Below are 16,643 nucleotides of genomic sequence, written 5' to 3'. Positions count from 1 at the left end.
TGCGGCAGCCGCTGGCCGCCGGCGCGCTGGGCATCGCGGCGCTGTTCGGCTACCACGCGCTTTACTTCATCGCGCTGAAGAATGCGCCGGCGGTGGAGGCCAACCTGATCAACTACCTGTGGCCGCTGCTGATCGTGGTGTTTGCCGCGCTGTTCGGCGGTGCGCGGGTCCGCGCCGGGCAGTGGCTGGGCACCGCGCTCGGGCTCGCGGCCGCGGTGTTGCTGGTGACGCGCGGCGGGCGGGTGCAGGTCGATCCCTCGCACCTGCCCGGCTACGCGGCGGCGCTTGGCGCGGCGCTGGTGTGGGCGCTGTATTCGGTGCTCAACCGTCGGTTCGAAGCGGTGCCCAGCGCCGCGATGGCGGGCTCGTGCCTGGCGGTGGGCGTACTGGGCGGCATCGCGCATCTCGCGCTGGAAACCACGGTGCTGCCCACGGCGGGGCAGGGCGCGCTGATCCTGCTGCTGGGCCTGGGACCGACCGGCATCGCCTTCTGGCTCTGGGACATCGGCACCAAGCGCGGCGACATCGCGGTGCTGGGCACGCTGTCCTACGCGGCGCCGCTGCTCTCGACCGGCCTGCTGCTCGCCTTCGGCCAGGCGACACCGCACTGGACGCAGGCCGTCGCGGTCGCCCTCCTGCTGCTCGGCGCCTGGCTCAGCGTCCGCGCCAAAAAGGGGTCAGAGTAAATATTCGTTTCAAACGAATATTTACTCTGACCCCTTTTTTCTTAGCGGGCCAGGCGCCAGCCGAGCAGGGCGAAGGGGATCGGGATGGCCAGCCCAGCCACCACCATCCACGCCGGATGCGGGATCACCGAGAAGTTCAGGGTCACCAGGGCCAGCATCACCACGCCGACCACGATCGCGACGCCGCGCTTGTGCGCGCGGCTGATCGTGGTGGCGGTGAAGGCGCCGAGGAAGGTGCCGAAGGCGTAAGCGACCAGCACCATGCCCAGCGCCATCTTCGGCATCTGCGAGATGAGCGCGACCATCGCGTCATGGTCGGTCGGGTCGATGCCCGGCGGCGGCGGGTACAGCGAATGCCCCAGCCACTGCACCGCCGCCACGGTGATCCCCATCACCAGGATGCCCGCCAACACCGCCAGGATGCTCCGCACCATGTCCGCCCCTCCCCGTTGTATGGCCAAAGCTTCTGCCTGCGCGGGTCCGGACGCAAGCAGAGCGTTTTTTAGCCACGGATGAACACAGATGAACACGGATAAAGCGAATGAAGACTGAGTCCCGGCGGCTCAAATTCCCGCCTTTGCCCTAGCGGTGTTCATCCGTGTTCATCCGTGGCTAAAAAAGAAAAAGGGCCGCGCGAGGCGGCCCTTTCCTTGGCAACGCGGCGCCGGATCAGCGCGCGGTGCGGGCCTCGCCGCCTCGGCCGCGGCCGCCGTCGCGCGGGCTCTTCGGGCCCGCGTGCGCGTGGCGCTCGCCGTTGTTGACGTGCGGGCGGCGCGCGTGGCGCTGCGGCGGACGCTGGCCGCCGGCCGGACGGCCCGACGGGGCGTCGTTGCCCATGCGGATCGGGCGCTGCGGCGAGTAGCCCTCGACTTCAACCATCTCGATGTCGGCCTTCAGCACGCGCTGGATCGCGCGCAGCAGGCCGCCCTCGTCGTGCGAGACCAGCGAGATCGCCTCGCCGGACGCGCCGGCGCGGCCGGTGCGGCCGATGCGGTGCACGTAGTCTTCCGCGACCATCGGCAGGTCGAAATTGATGACCATCGGCAGCAGCGGGATGTCGAGGCCGCGCGCGGCGACGTCGGTGGCGACCAGCACGCGGGCCTTGCCGGACTTGAAGTCCTTCAGGGCCTTGAGGCGCTGGGCCTGGCTCTTGTTGCCGTGGATGGCGACCGAGTTGATGCCGGCCTTGTCCAGCTGCTCCGACAGGCGGTTGCAGCCGTGCTTGGTGCGGCCGAACACGAGCACCTGGTCCTGGTAGCGCTTGGACAGGATCTCGAGCAGCAGGTCGCGCTTACGGCTCGCGTCCACCGGGTGCACGATGTGGGTGACGTTGGTGGCGACCGCGTTGCGGACCGAGACCTGCACTTCCTTCGGCTCGCGCAGGAATTCCATCGCCAGCTTCTTGATCGCGTCCTCGAAGGTCGCCGAGAACAGCAGGGTCTGGCGGCGCGACGGGATCTTGGCCATCACGCGCTTGATCGCGGGCAGGAAGCCCATGTCGAGCATGCGGTCGGCTTCGTCCAGCACCAGGATCTCGACGTGCGAGAGGTCCACGCTGCGGCGCTCGAGATGGTCGAGCAGGCGGCCCGGGGTGGCCACCAGGATGTCGACGCCGCGACGCAGCGCGTCGATCTGCGGCTGCATGCCGGCGCCACCGTAGATGGTGGTGCTGTTCAGGCGCAGGTGCTTGCCGTAGGCGCGCAGGCTGTCGAACACCTGCACGGCCAGCTCGCGGGTCGGCACCAGCACCAGCGCGCGCGGCTTGCGCGGGCCGGACATCGGGCCGGCCTGGGCCAGGCGGTGCAGCAGGGGCAGCGAGAACGCGGCGGTCTTGCCGGTGCCGGTCTGGGCGCCGCCCATCAGGTCGTTGCCGGCCATGACCAGCGGGATCGCTTCGGCCTGGATCGGGGTGGGGTTGGCGTAGCCGAGTTCGGCCAGCGCACGGGTGATCTCGGGCGCGAGCCCAAGGGTTTCAAAAGACATGGTTGTACTCCGTTCGTGTAACCCGGAGCGTTCCCTGAAACCGCGCTGCGAGCTGGTGAAGCTGGTTTTACGGCAGGTACCGAAGCGGTCCTGACGGGTTTGCGCAGCGAAAGGCGTGCGGAGTGGGGCCAGACGCAGGGCGAGCAGCGCTCGGGGCCTGGGTGGCGGGCATACCGGGGGAAAACGGTCAGCCGTGCAGCAAACGGGGCAGATGCTACGCGAAACCGGGGGGTTCGGCCAGCGCCGCTGAACCCCGCGTTCATCCCGCCCCCTGTAGGAGGGCCTTCAGGCCCGAAGCCTTTTGGCGAAAAGCTTCGGGCCTGAAGGCCCTCCTACGGTCCCTCCCACAGGGGGCGGTGGCGTGAAGTAGGATTGCGGCGTGAAGATCACCTTCGAACTCGAACCCGGCGACATCGAACGCTTCCACGAGGCCCTGGCCCGGGCCGAGCGGCGGGTGGCCTGCGCCGACGAGTGCGACATCGTCGCCGCCGCCCGCCACGCGCTCGAGACCCTGCCGATCGCCTGCGCCCCGGGCTACATCCGCAAGACCCTGCTGTCGGTGGTCCAGCTGATCGAGATGCTCGAGGACGAGGCCTGGTCGCTGCCCCAGGTCGAACGGGCCGAGCTGCTGAGGCTGCTGGCCTACTTCAGCGACCCGGAGGACATGATCCCGGACGACGTGGCGGTGATCGGCCTGCTCGACGACGCGATCATGCTCGAGCTGCTGCTGCAGCGCAGCCGGCACGTGCTGGAGGCCTACGCGGAGTTCCGCGGCGTGCGCGAGTCGCAGCCGGCCGCGGCCGACGCCACCGGCCGCATCGGCCTGGCCCGCGAACTGGCCGGGCACCGCGACCGCCTGCACGAACGCATGCGCCAGCGCGCGGTGTGCGACGCCGTCGCGGGCGCCACTTCGGGAGCCCCGGCATGAGCGGTGAACAGCGCGAACTGACGTTCCGCTTCCTGGCCGAGCCCACCGACGTCAACTACGGCGGCAAGGTCCACGGCGGCGTGGTGATGAAGTGGATCGACCAGGTCGGCTACGCCGCCGCGGTCGGCTGGAGCGGCCGCTACAGCGTCACGGTGGCCGTGGGCGGCATCCGCTTCGTCGCGCCGATCCGCACCTCCGACCTCGTCACCGTGACCGCGAAGCTCGTCTACACCGGCACCTCGAGCATGCATTTCGCGGTGGACGTGCGCGCCCGCGACCCGATGCAGGACGGCGGCGACCGCCTTTGCACGCACTGCGTCATCGTCTTCGTGGCGCTTGATGGCGTCGAGGGCAAGCCCGCCAGCGTGCCGCCCTGGCGCCCCACCGATCCCGACGACCAGCGGCTGGCCGAGTACGCGCTGAAGGTGATGGCGCTGAGCAAGGACATCGAGCAGGCCGTGGCGGGCCTGCGCGCCGAATGAGCCTGGGCCGCCGCGCCCGGCGCTGGCTGTGGCTGCTGCTGGCCTATGCGGCGCTGGGCCTGGGCATCGTCGGCATCTTCCTGCCGGGCCTCCCGACCACGCCGCTCGTGCTGCTGGCGGCCTATGCCGCGGCGCGCGGCTCGGACCGCCTGCACGCCTGGCTGCTCGCGCATCGCCTGTACGGCCCGATGATCCGCGACTGGCAGGCCACCGGCTCGGTCAGCCGGCGCGCCAAGCAGTGGGCGATCGGCAGCATGGCCGTATGCGCCGTGATCTTCTTCCTGACCGCCCCGAAGTGGTGGATGGCCGCCCTTGGCACAGGAATCATGGCCATCGTCGGAACCTGGCTCTGGCTTCGGCCTGAGCCTGCGGCTTAGTCCAGCAGGCGCCGCGCGCCGTCGTAGTGGCGGCCCCAGTAGGGGCCGTCGAGGCGGTCGAGGCGCACGGTGCCGCCGGTGCTGGGGGCGTGCACGAAGCGGCCTTCGCCGACGTAGATGCCGACGTGGAAGGTGGGCTTGCCGAACAGCACCAGGTCGCCCGGTGCCAGCCGGTCGCGCGGCGGCTTGTCGGCGCGGACCTGGGCGATCTCGCGGGTGGTGCGGGGCAGGTCGAGCCGGGCCGCGTCGCGGAACACGAAGCCGACCAGGCCGCTGCAGTCGAAGCCGCCGGCCGGCGTGTTGCCGCCCCAGCGGTAGGGCGTGCCGACCAGGCCCAGCGCGCGCATCAGCACGTCGTTGGCCCGCATCGGGTCGGCCGGGGCCACGTCCACCACGCGGATCGCGGGCGCGGCCACGCGGGCAGGTGCATCAGGGCGCCTGGGGCCGGAGGAGCAGGCCGCCAGCGCCAGCAGGGACGCGAGCCAGAGGCCACGAAGCAGCGGTGTCGCCGGCGGAAGGCCGCCGTTCCGGGGAACTGGCGCCGGGCGGGGGTGGCCGGGATAATGCGCGCTCGCTGTCACGGGCCGAGTGTGCCCCATCCCGCCGGTCGCGTCACCGGCCCAACCCGGAACCAAAATGAAGATCGAGAAGAACCGCGTCGTCCGTTTCCACTACACCGTGTCCGAAGTCGGCCAGCCGCCGAGCGAGACGTCCAAGGATCGCGAGCCGCTGGCCGTGCTGATCGGCGCCGGCAACATCATCCCGGGCCTCGAGGCCGCGATGATGGACAAAGCCGCCGGCGACAGCTTCGAAGCCACCGTCACCCCGGACCAGGCCTACGGCGAGCGCCGCGAGGGCTTCGTCCAGCGCGTGCCCAAGAAGCACTTCCGCGAAACCCGCCTGCAGCCGGGCCAGCAGGTCGTGCTGGGCACCAACATGGGTCCGCGCGCGGTCACCGTGGTCAAGGTCGGCGCCACCGTGGTGGACGTGGACCTGAACCACCCGATGGCGGGCAAGACGCTCAATTTCGAAGTCGAGATCGTCGACGTGCGCGAGGCCGAGCCGGTCGAGATCGAGCACGGCCACGTGCACGGCGACGGCGGCGTGCAGCACTGACGCGCACGGCCACCGGCTGACCCGCGGGGCCCGCTTCGGCGGGCCCCGTTTCGTTTCCGGGCGGCTTGCGGCCGCGGCGGGCTGGCCGGATGATCGGGCCATCCCCCCGCCCGCGAGTGCCCCGCATGTCCGATCCGCTGCCGCCCGACCTCCTTGCCGCGAACGGGCGGATCGACGCCATGGACGTGCTGCGCGGCTTCGCGCTGCTGGGCATCCTGCTGATGAACATCGAGGGCATGGTGGCGCCGCTGCAGGCCGCCATGACCGGCGTGAACCCGGCGCTGGCCGGCGCCGACCGCTGGGCCGACGCCGCGGTCTACGTCCTCGTGCAGGGCAAGTTCTACCCGCTGTTCTCGATGCTGTTCGGCATGGGCTTCGCGGTGATGATGATGCGGGCCGAGGCGGACGGGCGCGCGTTCCTGCCGGTCTATTTGCGCCGCATCCTGGCGCTGCTGGCGATCGGCCTCGCGCACGCCCTGCTGGTCTGGAGCGGCGACGTGCTGGTGTCGTACGCGCTGCTGGCCTTCCCCCTGATGTTCCTGTTCCGGCGCACCCCGGTGTCGCGCCTGCCCAAGTGGGGCATTGCCTTCATCCTGGCGCCGTCGATCTTCTTCGTGCTGATCGGCAGCCTGGTGACGATGCTCATGCTCACCCCCGCGGGCGCGGCCTCGATGGAGGCGGCCATGGCCGAGCAAGGCGTCGCGATGGCCGCCGAGCTCGAGGCGCAGCGGCAGGCCTACGGCTTCGGCACCTGGGCCGAGGCGGTGGCGCAGCGGCGGGAGGACCTGGTGCAGATGCTGGGCTACCTGGTGTTCATGGGCTGGCAGATCCTGGGCCTGTTCCTGCTGGGCGCGTGGTTCGTGCGCAGCGGCGCGATCGCGCGGCCCGAGGCCTTCGAGCCGTTTTACTGGAAGCTGCGCTGGGTGGCGCTGCCGGTGGGGCTGGCGATGGTGCTGGCCTCCTGCGCCATCACGCCTTACATGGATTTCACCCGCTCCGACCTGCCGGTGACGGCGGCGATGGGCCTGTTCACCCTGGGCGGCACGCTGATGGCGCTGGGCTACCTGGCCTGGATCCTGCGCGGCCTGCGCTCGTCGCTGGCGCCGCGGCTGATGTGGCTGGCGCCCGCCGGCCGGATGGCGCTGACCAACTACCTGCTGCAGTCGCTGGTGTGCTCCTGGATCTTCTCGGGCTGGGGGCTGGGGTATTTCGAGCAGCTGCCGCGCGCCTGGCAGGTGCCGTTCGTGGTCGCGTTCTTCGCCGTGCAGGTGGTCCTGAGCCAGGCCTGGCTGGCCCGCTTCCGGATGGGGCCGATGGAATGGCTCTGGCGGGCGGCCACCTACCTGCGGCTGCCGCCGATGCGGCGTTGACGGGCGGCCCCGGGCCGGCGGGTAAACTAGCGGCATGAACGAGAGCGGCGATGCGGATGTCCTGATCCTGGGCGGTGGCGTGATCGGCCTGGCCTGCGCGCACTACCTGCTGGCCGAGGGCCGCTCGGTGCGCATCCTCGACCAGGGGCGGGTCGGCGGCGGAGCCTCGTGGGGCAACTGCGGCACGCTCACGCCCAGCCACGCGCCGCCGCTGGCGGCGCCGGGCATGGTGGGGCAGGCGCTGCGCTGGATGCTCAGCCCGTCGGCGCCGCTCTACATCAAGCCGCGCTGGGACCCGGCGCTGATGCGCTGGCTGATGCGGGTGGCCGGCCGCTGCAACGCCGCCGACTGGCGCCAGAGCGGCGTGGCCAAGGGCGCCTTGCTCAACCTCTCGCGCGCGCTCACCGAAGACCTCGTCTATGGCCAGGGCCTGGACTGCGGCTTCGAGGCCTCGGGTTTCCACTACGTCTTCCGCAGCGCGCGCGCGCTGGAGAAGCAGCAGCGCGACCTCGGCCTCCTGGCCGAGCTGGGCATCCCGGCCCGCGTGCTCGACGGCGCCGCGCTCGCGGCCGACGAGCCCGCCCTGAAGCCCGGGATGGCCGGCGCCATCCATTTCCCGGGCGACGCCCAGGTGCGCCCCGACCGCTACACCGCCGAGCTGGCGCGTATCGTGCGCGAGGCCGGCGGCGTGATCGAGGAAGGCGTGCTGGTGGGCGGCCTCGAGCGCGGCCGCAACGGCATCGAGGCGGTGCAGACCAGCGAAGGCCGGCGCAGCGGCGGCAAGGTGCTGCTGGCGATGGGCGCGTGGTCGCCGCGCTTTGGCCAGATGCTCGGGCTCGACATCCCGGTGCAGCCCGGCAAGGGCTATTCGATCACCTACGATCGCCCCGCGGTGGTGCCGCGCCGGCCGCTGGTGCTCAAGGAGCGCAGCGTCTGCGTCACCGCCTGGGACGATGGCTTCCGGCTGGGCAGCACGATGGAATTCAGCGGCTACGACGATCGCCTGAACGAAACCCGGCTCGCTGCGCTCGAGCGCGGCGCGGCCGAGTACCTGGCGTCGCCGCCGGGCGGCGCCAGGCGCGAGACCTGGTGCGGCTGGCGTCCGATGAGCGTGGACGACCTGCCGCTGCTGGGCCGCTCGCCCAAGCACAGCAACCTGTGGCTGGCCACCGGCCACGGCATGATGGGCATGGGCATGGCCGCGGGCACCGGGCGGCTGGTGGCCGACCTGATGCTGGGCCGGTCGCCGCCGATCGACCCGGCGCCCTACGCGCCCTCGCGCTTTCCGGGCCGCGGCGCATGAGCGCCTGCACCCTGCACCGCGGCGACTTACCGCTGCTGGTGAGCCTGCCGCACGACGGCATCGAAGTGCCCGCCGACATCGCGGCGCGGCTGCAGCCCGCGGCGCGCGCGGTGCCTGACACCGACTGGTTCGTCAGCCGCCTCTACGCCTTCGCGCGCGAACTGGGCGCGTCGGTGCTGGTGCCGCGGTACTCGCGCTACGTGGTGGACCTCAATCGTCCCCCCGATGACGTGTCGCTTTACCCGGGGCAGAACACCACCGGCCTGTGCCCGGCGGTGCGCTTCGACGGCGAGCCGGTCTACCTGCCGGGCCAGGCACCCGGCGCGGACGAAGTGCAGGCGCGCGTCGAGACTTACTGGCGCCCGTATCACGTTGCGCTGGCGGAGGAGCTCGCGCGCCTGCGCGAACGCCACGGCCGCGTGCTGCTGTGGGAAGGCCATTCGATCCGAGGCACCGTGCCCTTCCTGTTCGAAGGCCGGCTGCCCGACCTCAACCTGGGCACCGCCGCCGGCAGCAGCTGCGCGCCCGGGGTGCAGGCACGCCTGGAGGCGGTGCTGGCGGCGCAGGCGGACTATTCGTGGGTGGCCAACGGCCGCTTCAAGGGCGGCTACATCACCCGGCACTACGGTCGCCCGGCGCAGGGCGTGGACGCGGTGCAGCTCGAGCTGGCGCAGTCCACGTACATGGACGAGGACGCGGTGCGCTACGACGAAGGAAAGGCCGCGGCGCTGCAGCCGCTGCTGTCGGCGCTGCTGAACGCCGGGATGTCCGCCGCCGGCTAGGGCGCCGTCGCGCCGGCGACGAGGCGCCGGCTGCCGGCCGGGCGGTGGCGCGGGTCGAAGAAGCACACCGCCTGGCGCGGCTTCACGCGGTCGGGCAGGTCGCATCCGGCGAGGCGCGCGGTGCGGCCGTCCAGGCCCTGCAGCCCGATCGTGGCCTGCGCCGCGCGGCTGTCGTCCACCGAGGCGTACTGCAGCGCGATCGCGTGGCTGCGGTGGTAGAGCACCGCCTGCGCGCGCAGCGGCTGGCTGCTTTCCAGCGCCGTGGCGCGCTCGAAGCGGTTCCACTCCACCACCGTGCAGGGCTCGGCCTCGCCGCTCGCGGCCGCGCGCGGGCAGGCCGGGAAATAGGCGTGGCGGACGTGGCCGCCGGCCTGCGCGCGCAGGTCGTCGTGGTAGACGTAGACCCGGTCCTGTACCGCCGCGGCGTTGTCGGCGCGCGCCGGCAGGCGGCAGTCGTTGCTGAAGTCGGCGCCGTCTTCCTGCGCCAGCGAAGCGGCGGCGGCCAGGTAGCCGTTGGACGACACCACCAGCGACTCGTTGGGCAGCTGGTAGAACTCGAAGGGTTCGGCCAGCGGCAGCACCGCGGCGAAATCGTCGCTCGCGGCCGCCGGATGGCCGGGCCGCAGCGCCAGCACTTCGGCATCCTCGCCCAGGTCGACGTAGTCGTAGCCGCAGGTCGGGCCCATCGGGCTTTCCACCAGCGAATAGCCGTACAGATCGGCGCCGCCGCTGGCGCGCTCGCTGGCCTGCAGGCCCACGGCGATCGCCGCGGCCACCGCCAGGCCGATCAGCCGCACCAGCAGGGAGGTCTTGTCGTGGTTCATCGCTGGCGCCTCGCGCCGATGTCGACGCGCGTGGTTTCCCGCACGACGACCTCGATGGATCGCCGGTCGGCCTGTTCGTCGAGGAACCAGGGCAGGGGCAGGTTGTCGGGGACGACCTCGACCTGGTGGCTGCCGACGGCCACGCGCGGGAATTCGAAATTGCCCTGGCTGTCCGTGCGCACCGCGAAGCGGCCATCGAGCAGCACGGTGACGTTGGCGGCCGGCAGCTCGGACGCGGAGCGCTGGCCGTCGTCGTTCTCGTCCAGGAACACGCTGCCCTGCACGCTGCCCGCGGCGCTGCCGGGGTTGCCGCCGATCACGGCGGCACTGGTGCCGGCCTGGCGCTCGTAGCGCAGGCTCAGGAACACCGACCGGTCGCGGGGCAGGTTCACGAAGGGCTGCTCGGTCGCCAGCGGGTCGATCACGAAGGGCGAGCGGCGCGAGCCGCGGTTTTCATAGAGCGTCGCCACCAGCCACCAGCGGTTCGCGACCCGCCAGGCCAGGTTGAGGTTGATGTCGGCGCCGCGGAAGGCGTCGGGGCCATCGCCCTGGGTCCAGCGCGCGGTGCCGTCCAGCGTCAGGCGATCGGTGAGGTCGATGCCGCCGTAGGCCGCGACCGAGTAGGTGCCGGTGGCCGGACGGTCGTCGTAGGACAGTTCGCCGTAGGCCGCGGTCAGCGTCAGGCGCTTGCCCTGCTGGAGCTGCAGCGACTGGTCCAGCGACAGCTGCCAGCTGTCGTCCTTGGCGCCGCCGGTGCTGCCGGCGTACTCCAGCTGTGCGCGGCTGTTGCCCCACCGGTTGGTTCGATCCAGGAACAGCTGGGTCGCCAGTGCATCGCTGTCGCCGGCGTCCCGCAGGGCCACGCTGGCGCCGTAGCCGGTGGCGGTGCTCGCCTGGTAGCGCGCGAACGCGGTGCCGTACCAGCCGTCGAAAGTGTCCCCGCTGATGCTGGTGATGCGGTCGAAGCCGGCGTTCCAGGTCCAGCGCGCGTGCTGGTAGTTGAGGCGGTAGTAGGCGCCGCGGTTGTCGTTGTTGATCGGCTGCGCGCCCCAGGCCAGGTCGGGCTGGAGGTTGAAGGCGCCGTAGTTGTGCGTGTAGCGCCCGCGCTCGTGCTGCACGTCGAGCCAGGCGCCCCAGGCGTTGCCGAAGTCGCCGTTGCTGGCCTGCAGGTTGGTGTTGACGGAGTTGCGGCCGTCGTCCCAGCCGGTCGCGGCATGCAGGGCGCGGGTGCGGCCGTCCTGGAAGAAGGTGCCGCCCTGTTCGTCGGGCACGATGCGGCCGTCGGTGGCGAGCACGGACGCCGCGGCCCGCCAGCGGCTGTCGAGCCGCCACTGGCCCGAGACGCTGCCGACGTTGCCGTCGGCGAGCTCGAAGCCCACCACCCGGGCACCGTTGAAGACGCCGGCGCGGCCGAGCGAGGCCTGCAGCTGGAGGTCGTCGCGGCCCTGCAGCCACTCGGTGCTGGCGCCGGCGAACGGCACGCTGGGCAGGAAGAAGCGGTACTGCTGGCGGAGCAACTCGGGCGAGGGCGTGTTGAGCACGCCGAGGCCGTTGTTGGCGCGCCAGCCGCCGTCCATGTACAGCCCGCGCTGCCAGAGCGTGGCCTTGCCGCCCCATTCGGCGTCCCGGCCCTGGCGGCCGTCGGCGCGCTGCACGGTGGCGTCGAGGGAGAAGGTGCCGTGCATCTCGGTGTCGCGGAAGCCGCCAAGGCTGGCGCCGGTCTCGGTGAAGGTCTCCGCGCCGCGCTCGGTGCGGCTCATCAGCAGCTCCATGCGGAAGGAGCGCGGCAGGCCGTCGGCATCGAAGCCGGCGTCCTCGTCGGGAGGCAGCGGTTCGAGGTCCTCGGGCGCGATCACCTGGTCCTGCCAGGCGGCTTCCTCCGCGGACTGCGCAAGCGGACGCGCCTGGGCATCGAGCGCGAGGATCGAGATCGCCAGCCCCACGGCCAGGCAAGAGCGGGCGGGCGCCGGGATGTTGCTCACTGGCCGGCGCTGGCGTCGACGTCGAGGCGCAGGTCCCGCCAATCCAGCCGCCCGGTGATGCGCACCGGGAACGCGAGGGTGGACGGTTCGCCCTCGGCGACCACGGGCGTGAGCGTGATCTCGCGGGTGGTGCCGGGAAGGATGGGCAAGCTCGCCGGCAGCAGCGTCCAGCGCTCGCCCGCCGCGTCGATGGCATCGAGCAGGCCGTTGAGCCTGGCGTGTGCGTTGCCGGTGTTGCGGACCGAGATCACGGGGAGGGTCTGGCCGGCGACGACCTGGGTGGCGGTGCCCGCGATCTCGAGCTCCGCGCGTGCGTTGCCGATATCCAGGTAGACGATCACGCCGATGCGCCCCGCGACGGGCAGCGCGATGCCTTCGACGGAGGTCGGCTCGCCCTCGAACATCAGGCCGAAGCGGCACTGGCCGTCGGTCGCGTCCGCGGGCACGCGCACTTCGAACCGGAAGCGGCGGCGGCCGTTCGGCGGCACTTCGAGCTGGGTGGCTTCCAGCGCCGTCCACGGGCGGCAGCTGCCCGGCGCCAGCGGCCCGGAGAACTGCGCGGTGCCGGTGGCGTCGAGCACCCAGTCCGCGGTGCTGACGGTGAGGCGCATCGGCGTGGGCGAGGCATTGGAGATCTCGACCACGTTGCGATACACGGTGCCTGGCTTGGCGGTGTCCTCGAAGCGGGGCGGCGAGATCTGCGCCTGGAAGCCCTGCGCGGCCGCGCCCGCCCACGGCGCCGCGGCAATGCAGGCCAGGCCGGCCAGGAACCAGGCGCGCAGGTCCATCAGCCGCCCTCCGGCTCGAATTCGAAGCTGAATTCCAGCTGCTCCAGGCGCGAGAGCTGGTCGGCGTTGGCGGTCAGCGTGAGCAAGAACGTGTCCTCGATCAGGTCGTGGGTCACCAGGCCGGCGTACACGAGGGTGCGTTCGCCGTCGCGCACTTCGCCGGGCAGCAGCGCGCCGCGGGTGGTCCAGCTGACGGTGACGGGGTTCCCCTGGCGCGACAGCTGGTGGTAGATGCGGCCACGCCGGCCCTTCCAGGGAGACATGTCCAGGCGCACCAGCACGGTGATCTGGCCGACGAGCAGGTTGGGTTCGCCGGGCTGGGGCGCGGCCTTCTGCCACTTCAGGCGCACCAGGCTGCCCAGCACCTGGGTGCCGCTGTCGTCGATGCGCTCGGCCCGTGCGCCGGCCGGCAGAAGCAGGGCGAGCAGGACCGCCAGCGTGGCGAGGATGCGAAGGCTCATGGCGAGGCCAGGGTGAAGGTGACGCGCGCAGTGTAGGTGCCGCCGGGCACGACGGCGCTGTTGGCGTAGCGGAAGGTGAGGCAGCTTTCGCGCCAGGTGTTGCGGCGGAAGGTCTCGCTCGGGAACGGCGTGGTCCCCGGGTTGAAGCTGCCCGACGGGATCGGCTGCGCGGCGGCGCCGTCGCCATTGCCGCTGGAGGTCCAGCTCAGCTGCGACATCGGGATGGTGTCGCCGGATTCGTTGACGAGGTTGGCCGGCACCGTGACGCTCAGGGTGGCGTTGAAGTTGCCGTTGTTCGGCCGGCGGTAGAAGCCGCCGATGTAGAGCTGGCCGGGCTCGCAGAACAGGAAGTTGTCCCAGTCGCTGGTGAGCCGCCCGTTGGCGCTCATCACCTGGGGCGTGCCGTTGCCGACGCTGGCCTGGGGCACGGTGACGCTGACGCGGCTGATGGCGCCGGTGACGCCTTCCACCGGGGTGCCGCCGTTGGCGTAGGTGCCGACGAAGGTGCCGTCGCCGACGCGCAGGTACACCGCTTCGTCGCCGGCATCGATCGGCACGATGTAGGCGGCGGCGCCCGGCGCCCAGGCCAGGGCGGCCAGTACCAGCAGTCGTCGGAGGGCGGCGGGGAAGGGCATGGCGGCGCGATTCGGGAGGCTCCATCGCGGGCCGCCCCGGAGGGTGGCGCCGCGATGGAAGCTTGCCCGGGGCGGTCCTGGATTACGGGGCCGAGGCGGTGTAGGTGACGGTACCCTCGTAGGTACCGGCGCCGACCAGCGCCGAGTTGGCGTACTCGTAGCTCCAGGTGGTGCTGCGGTTGACGATGCGGCCGGCCGTCGGGGTGACGGTGACGGCGGCGATCGGACCATTGCCCAGGACCGGGGCCGGCAGGTTCACGGCGTCGGTGCTGGTGGTGTCGATCTCGGCCCAGTCGAGGGTGTCGGCGGACACGGCATCCTGCAGCAGGGTGGTGGTGGTGGTGATCTCGATGTTGCCGACGTTGCCCAGGATGGCCACGTCGAGCGCGCCGCCGTTGCTGCGGGCGACCGCGGTGCCGCTGTTCGGATCGGCCACGTCGAACTGGACCAGGTCCACGTTGGCGCCGGCGGTGCCGACCTGGAACGAGATGAAGCGCGGGATCACCACCTCGAAGTCGACGCGGGCCGCGACCGACGGATCGGTGCCGATGTCGAAGTCGGACTCGGCGAAGGCGGGGGTGACAGCGATCAGGCCGAGGGACGCCAGGCTGGTCAGAGCAAGGCCTCGGATGGCACGGACGTTCTTCATGATGCGGTTTCCTTGGTTAGCGCCGGAAGGCGTTGGTTTGGTGTGGCTGGACAATCCGGGCCGGAGGGCCGACCAGGGGCGCGCAGTTGCGGGCAGGAGGGTGGAAGCAGGAAGCGTGCCAACGGCGCCGCCGCGCCGGGTCCCGTTCGGGCGGAGCTCGGAAATGGCGATTCCGTCACATTTGTGAAGGTTCGCGGCCGACGCAGTCCGGGCGCGATACCGGCCATCGCCGCCCGTCGGGGCCGACGAACGGCGGCATTTCGGGAGCGAGCGGGCGCGGAATGTGACGCGGTGCGTCACATTTCTGGAGACTGGGTCACGGTTTCGGCCCGGGTGCCGGCGCGGGCCGGCCGGCGCGGCAGGCGGCTCAGACCTCGAGCGAGGCCAGGTCGCCCTTGGCTTCCAGCCAGGCCTTGCGGTCCGAGGCGCGCTTCTTGGCCAGCAGCATGTCCATCAGCGAACGGGTCTCGTCGGCGTCGTCGACCGTCAGCTGCACCAGCCGGCGGGTATCCGGGTGGATGGTGGATTCGCGCAGCTGCACCGGGTTCATTTCGCCCAGGCCCTTGAAGCGGGTGACGTTGACCTGGCCGCGGATCTTCTCTTTCTCAATCCGGTCGAGCAGGATCCGCTTCTCTTCCTCGTCCAGCGCGTAGAAGACCTGCTTGCCCACGTCCACGCGGAACAGCGGCGGCATCGCCACGAAGATGTTGCCGGCCCGCACCAATGCCGGGAAATGGCGCAGGAACAGGGCCGAGAGCAGGGTGGCGATGTGCAGTCCGTCGGAGTCGGCGTCGGCCAGGATGATCACCTTGCCGTAGCGCAGGCCGTCGATGTTCTCCACGCCCGGGTCGCAGCCGATGGCCACGGCCAGGTCGTGCACTTCGTTCGAGGCCAGCACGCCGCTGGATTCGACTTCCCAGGTGTTCAGGATCTTGCCGCGCAGCGGCAGGATGGCCTGGAACTCCTTGTCGCGGGCCTGTCGGGCGCTGCCGCCGGCCGAGTCGCCCTCGACCAGGAACAGCTCGGTGCGGCCCAGGTCCTGGCTGATGCAGTCGGCCAGCTTGCCGGGCAGGGCCGGGCCCTGGGTGATCTTCTTGCGGGTGACCTGCTTCTCGGTCTTCAGGCGCGCCGCGGCGCGGTCGATGGCGAGCTGGGCGATCTGCAGGCCGGTCTCGACGTGCTGGTTCAGCCAGAGCGAGAACGCATCGTGCGAGGCGTTCTCGACGAAGGCCGCGGCCTGGCGCGAACTCAGCCGCTCCTTGGTCTGGCCGCTGAACTGCGGGTCGGTCATCTTGATGCTGAGCACGTAGCTCACGCGGTCCCAGACGTCCTCGGGCGCCAGCTTCACGCCGCGCGGCAGCAGGTTGCGGAAGTCGCAGAACTCGCGCAGCGCGTCGGTGAAGCCCGAGCGCAGGCCGTTGACGTGGGTGCCGCCCTGCGCGGTCGGGATCAGGTTGACATAGCTTTCCTGCACCAGCTCGCCGTCGGGCACCCAGGCCACGGCCCAGTCCACGACCTCGGTGTCCTTGGCCACGTGGCCCACGAACAGGTCGGCCGGCAGCAGCTCGCGGCCCACCAGTTCGCCGCGCAGGTAGTCGCGCAGGCCGTTCTCGTAGTACCACTCGTTGCGCTCGCCGGTGGCCTCGTCGTACAGCTTCACGGTCAGGCCGGGGCAGAGCACGGCCTTGGCGCGCAGCAGGTGGCGCAGCGACTTGGCGTGGATCTTCGGGGTGTCGAAGTACTTCGGATCCGGCCAGAAACGCAGGCGGGTACCCGTGTTGCGCTTGCCCACCGTGCCCACGACCTCGAGCGCCGAGCTGCGGTCGCCGTCGCGGAACTCCATCCGGTGCTCCTGGCCTTCGCGCCGGATGAACACCTCGACCCGCTTCGACAGCGCGTTCACCACGCTCACGCCGACGCCGTGCAGGCCGCCGGAGAAGGTGTAGTTCTTGCCGCTGAACTTACCGCCCGCATGCAGGCGGGTCATGATCAGCTCGATGCCCGGGATCTTTTCCTCGGGGTGGATGTCGACCGGCATGCCGCGGCCGTCGTCGATCACCTCGCAGCTGCCGTCGGCGAAGATCGTCACCTCGACCGTCTTCGCGTGGCCGCCCAGCGCCTCGTCCACCGAGTTGTCGATCACTTCCTGGGCCAGGTGGTTCGGCCGGGTGGTGTCGGTGTACATGCCGGGGCGGCGCTTGACCGGGTCCAGGCCCGAGAGGACTTCGATGTCGGCGGCGTTGTAGCGGGTGTTCATCCGGGGGTGGGCTCGGGTGG

The 16,643-nt window shown here is 71.2% G+C and carries 18 protein-coding genes; 8 read left to right on the top strand and 10 right to left on the bottom strand.

The features are described 5' to 3' along the window. Positions 1–686 (top strand): DMT family transporter (locus tag N787_RS13560; protein ID WP_034215217.1); only part of this gene is annotated, 686 nt, incomplete at its 5' end. A gap of 41 nt (positions 687–727) precedes the next feature. On the opposite strand, the gene N787_RS14530 is transcribed toward N787_RS13560, so the two are convergent. Together N787_RS14530 and N787_RS13550 are read right to left on the bottom strand one after the other, a co-directional pair. After that, on the bottom strand, positions 728–1,120 hold the full coding sequence (locus tag N787_RS14530) for a hypothetical protein (protein ID WP_052575485.1): 393 nt from the start codon (positions 1,118–1,120) through the stop codon (positions 728–730). Between the two features lie 235 nt (positions 1,121–1,355). Then, entirely contained in the window at positions 1,356–2,669 is a 1,314-nt protein-coding gene (locus N787_RS13550) for a DEAD/DEAH box helicase (protein WP_052575484.1), read from the bottom strand. 379 nt (positions 2,670–3,048) lie between these two features. On the opposite strand from N787_RS13550, the gene N787_RS13545 reads away from it, so the two are divergent. From N787_RS13545 to N787_RS13535, 3 genes are read left to right on the top strand one after another with little or no spacing between them, the layout of a single operon-like run. Further along, positions 3,049–3,597 (top strand): YkvA family protein, encoded by a 549-nt coding sequence (locus tag N787_RS13545; RefSeq protein ID WP_034215214.1) that lies wholly within the window; start codon positions 3,049–3,051, stop codon positions 3,595–3,597. Beyond that, positions 3,594–4,079, top strand: a complete 486-nt coding sequence (locus tag N787_RS13540; protein ID WP_034215212.1) for an acyl-CoA thioesterase — start codon at positions 3,594–3,596, stop codon at positions 4,077–4,079. Before N787_RS13545 ends, N787_RS13540 begins: the two co-directional genes overlap by 4 nt. Next, positions 4,076–4,456 carry a YbaN family protein gene (locus N787_RS13535; protein WP_425387882.1) on the top strand — a complete coding sequence of 127 codons (381 nt, stop codon included), beginning with the start codon at positions 4,076–4,078 and terminating at the stop codon, positions 4,454–4,456. Before N787_RS13540 ends, N787_RS13535 begins: the two co-directional genes overlap by 4 nt. Here N787_RS13535 and N787_RS13530 read toward each other — a convergent pair. Then, positions 4,453–5,055 carry a C40 family peptidase gene (locus N787_RS13530; protein WP_084590811.1) on the bottom strand — a complete coding sequence of 201 codons (603 nt, stop codon included), beginning with the start codon at positions 5,053–5,055 and terminating at the stop codon, positions 4,453–4,455. The two genes, N787_RS13535 and N787_RS13530, sit on opposite strands and share 4 nt — an antisense overlap. 37 nt (positions 5,056–5,092) lie before the next feature. Between N787_RS13530 and N787_RS13525 the strand changes: the two genes are divergently transcribed. The 4 genes from N787_RS13525 to hutG all read left to right on the top strand — a co-directional run bounded on the left by N787_RS13525 (position 5,093) and on the right by hutG (position 9,027). Continuing rightward, on the top strand, positions 5,093–5,572 hold the full coding sequence (locus N787_RS13525; protein WP_034215210.1) for an FKBP-type peptidyl-prolyl cis-trans isomerase: 480 nt from the start codon (positions 5,093–5,095) through the stop codon (positions 5,570–5,572). A 125-nt stretch (positions 5,573–5,697) separates the two neighbouring features. Beyond that, on the top strand, positions 5,698–6,942 hold the full coding sequence (locus tag N787_RS13520; protein WP_034215209.1) for a DUF418 domain-containing protein: 1,245 nt from the start codon (positions 5,698–5,700) through the stop codon (positions 6,940–6,942). A gap of 34 nt (positions 6,943–6,976) precedes the next feature. Beyond that, positions 6,977–8,245 carry an NAD(P)/FAD-dependent oxidoreductase gene (locus tag N787_RS13515; protein WP_034215207.1) on the top strand — a complete coding sequence of 423 codons (1,269 nt, stop codon included), beginning with the start codon at positions 6,977–6,979 and terminating at the stop codon, positions 8,243–8,245. Further along, a complete protein-coding gene (gene hutG / locus N787_RS13510; RefSeq protein WP_034215206.1) occupies positions 8,242–9,027 on the top strand; it encodes an N-formylglutamate deformylase in 786 nt (261 codons plus the stop codon). Before N787_RS13515 ends, hutG begins: the two co-directional genes overlap by 4 nt. On the opposite strand, the gene N787_RS13505 is transcribed toward hutG, so the two are convergent. From N787_RS13505 to parE, 7 genes are all read right to left on the bottom strand, one after another. After that, a complete protein-coding gene (locus N787_RS13505) occupies positions 9,024–9,851 on the bottom strand; it encodes a hypothetical protein (protein WP_034215204.1) in 828 nt (275 codons plus the stop codon). The two genes, hutG and N787_RS13505, sit on opposite strands and share 4 nt — an antisense overlap. Beyond that, the gene (locus N787_RS13500; protein ID WP_156969048.1) at positions 9,848–11,833 is read right to left on the bottom strand and encodes a carboxypeptidase-like regulatory domain-containing protein; all 1,986 of its coding nucleotides are present in this window, start codon (positions 11,831–11,833) and stop codon (positions 9,848–9,850) included. The genes N787_RS13505 and N787_RS13500 overlap by 4 nt, the downstream gene beginning before the upstream one ends. Then, positions 11,830–12,621 (bottom strand): COG1361 family protein, encoded by a 792-nt coding sequence (locus tag N787_RS13495; protein WP_034215200.1) that lies wholly within the window; start codon positions 12,619–12,621, stop codon positions 11,830–11,832. The genes N787_RS13500 and N787_RS13495 overlap by 4 nt, the downstream gene beginning before the upstream one ends. Beyond that, a complete protein-coding gene (locus N787_RS13490; RefSeq protein WP_034215198.1) occupies positions 12,621–13,082 on the bottom strand; it encodes a hypothetical protein in 462 nt (153 codons plus the stop codon). Before N787_RS13490 ends, N787_RS13495 begins: the two co-directional genes overlap by 1 nt. After that, positions 13,079–13,717 (bottom strand): hypothetical protein, encoded by a 639-nt coding sequence (locus N787_RS13485; RefSeq protein WP_034215196.1) that lies wholly within the window; start codon positions 13,715–13,717, stop codon positions 13,079–13,081. The genes N787_RS13490 and N787_RS13485 overlap by 4 nt, the downstream gene beginning before the upstream one ends. Before the next feature lie 82 nt (positions 13,718–13,799). Next, the gene (locus tag N787_RS14525) at positions 13,800–14,366 is read right to left on the bottom strand and encodes a hypothetical protein (protein WP_052575483.1); all 567 of its coding nucleotides are present in this window, start codon (positions 14,364–14,366) and stop codon (positions 13,800–13,802) included. 367 nt (positions 14,367–14,733) lie between these two features. Beyond that, a complete protein-coding gene (gene parE / locus N787_RS13475; RefSeq protein WP_034215195.1) occupies positions 14,734–16,623 on the bottom strand; it encodes a DNA topoisomerase IV subunit B in 1,890 nt (629 codons plus the stop codon). Between the last annotated feature and the right edge of the window lie 20 nt (positions 16,624–16,643).

It is taken from the genome of Arenimonas metalli CF5-1, assembly GCF_000747155.1.
Lineage (GTDB): Bacteria > Pseudomonadota > Gammaproteobacteria > Xanthomonadales > Xanthomonadaceae > Arenimonas > Arenimonas metalli.
Note: the sequence above shows the minus strand (reverse complement) of the source record. Positions and strands in the feature narration are given on the sequence as shown.

Coding starts and splice junctions, on each gene's coding strand:
- N787_RS13550 (WP_052575484.1), bottom strand. CDS start 2,669: ATGTCTTTTGAAACCCTTGGGCTCGCGCCCGAGATCACCCGTGCGCTG.
- hutG (WP_034215206.1), top strand. CDS start 8,242: ATGAGCGCCTGCACCCTGCACCGCGGCGACTTACCGCTGCTGGTGAGC.
- N787_RS13530 (WP_084590811.1), bottom strand. CDS start 5,055: ATGGGGCACACTCGGCCCGTGACAGCGAGCGCGCATTATCCCGGCCAC.
- parE (WP_034215195.1), bottom strand. CDS start 16,623: ATGAACACCCGCTACAACGCCGCCGACATCGAAGTCCTCTCGGGCCTG.
- N787_RS14530 (WP_052575485.1), bottom strand. CDS start 1,120: ATGGTGCGGAGCATCCTGGCGGTGTTGGCGGGCATCCTGGTGATGGGG.
- N787_RS13515 (WP_034215207.1), top strand. CDS start 6,977: ATGAACGAGAGCGGCGATGCGGATGTCCTGATCCTGGGCGGTGGCGTG.
- N787_RS13485 (WP_034215196.1), bottom strand. CDS start 13,717: ATGCCCTTCCCCGCCGCCCTCCGACGACTGCTGGTACTGGCCGCCCTG.
- N787_RS13505 (WP_034215204.1), bottom strand. CDS start 9,851: ATGAACCACGACAAGACCTCCCTGCTGGTGCGGCTGATCGGCCTGGCG.
- N787_RS13540 (WP_034215212.1), top strand. CDS start 3,594: ATGAGCGGTGAACAGCGCGAACTGACGTTCCGCTTCCTGGCCGAGCCC.
- N787_RS13520 (WP_034215209.1), top strand. CDS start 5,698: ATGTCCGATCCGCTGCCGCCCGACCTCCTTGCCGCGAACGGGCGGATC.
- N787_RS14525 (WP_052575483.1), bottom strand. CDS start 14,366: ATGAAGAACGTCCGTGCCATCCGAGGCCTTGCTCTGACCAGCCTGGCG.
- N787_RS13495 (WP_034215200.1), bottom strand. CDS start 12,621: ATGGACCTGCGCGCCTGGTTCCTGGCCGGCCTGGCCTGCATTGCCGCG.
- N787_RS13535 (WP_425387882.1), top strand. CDS start 4,076: ATGAGCCTGGGCCGCCGCGCCCGGCGCTGGCTGTGGCTGCTGCTGGCC.
- N787_RS13525 (WP_034215210.1), top strand. CDS start 5,093: ATGAAGATCGAGAAGAACCGCGTCGTCCGTTTCCACTACACCGTGTCC.
- N787_RS13490 (WP_034215198.1), bottom strand. CDS start 13,082: ATGAGCCTTCGCATCCTCGCCACGCTGGCGGTCCTGCTCGCCCTGCTT.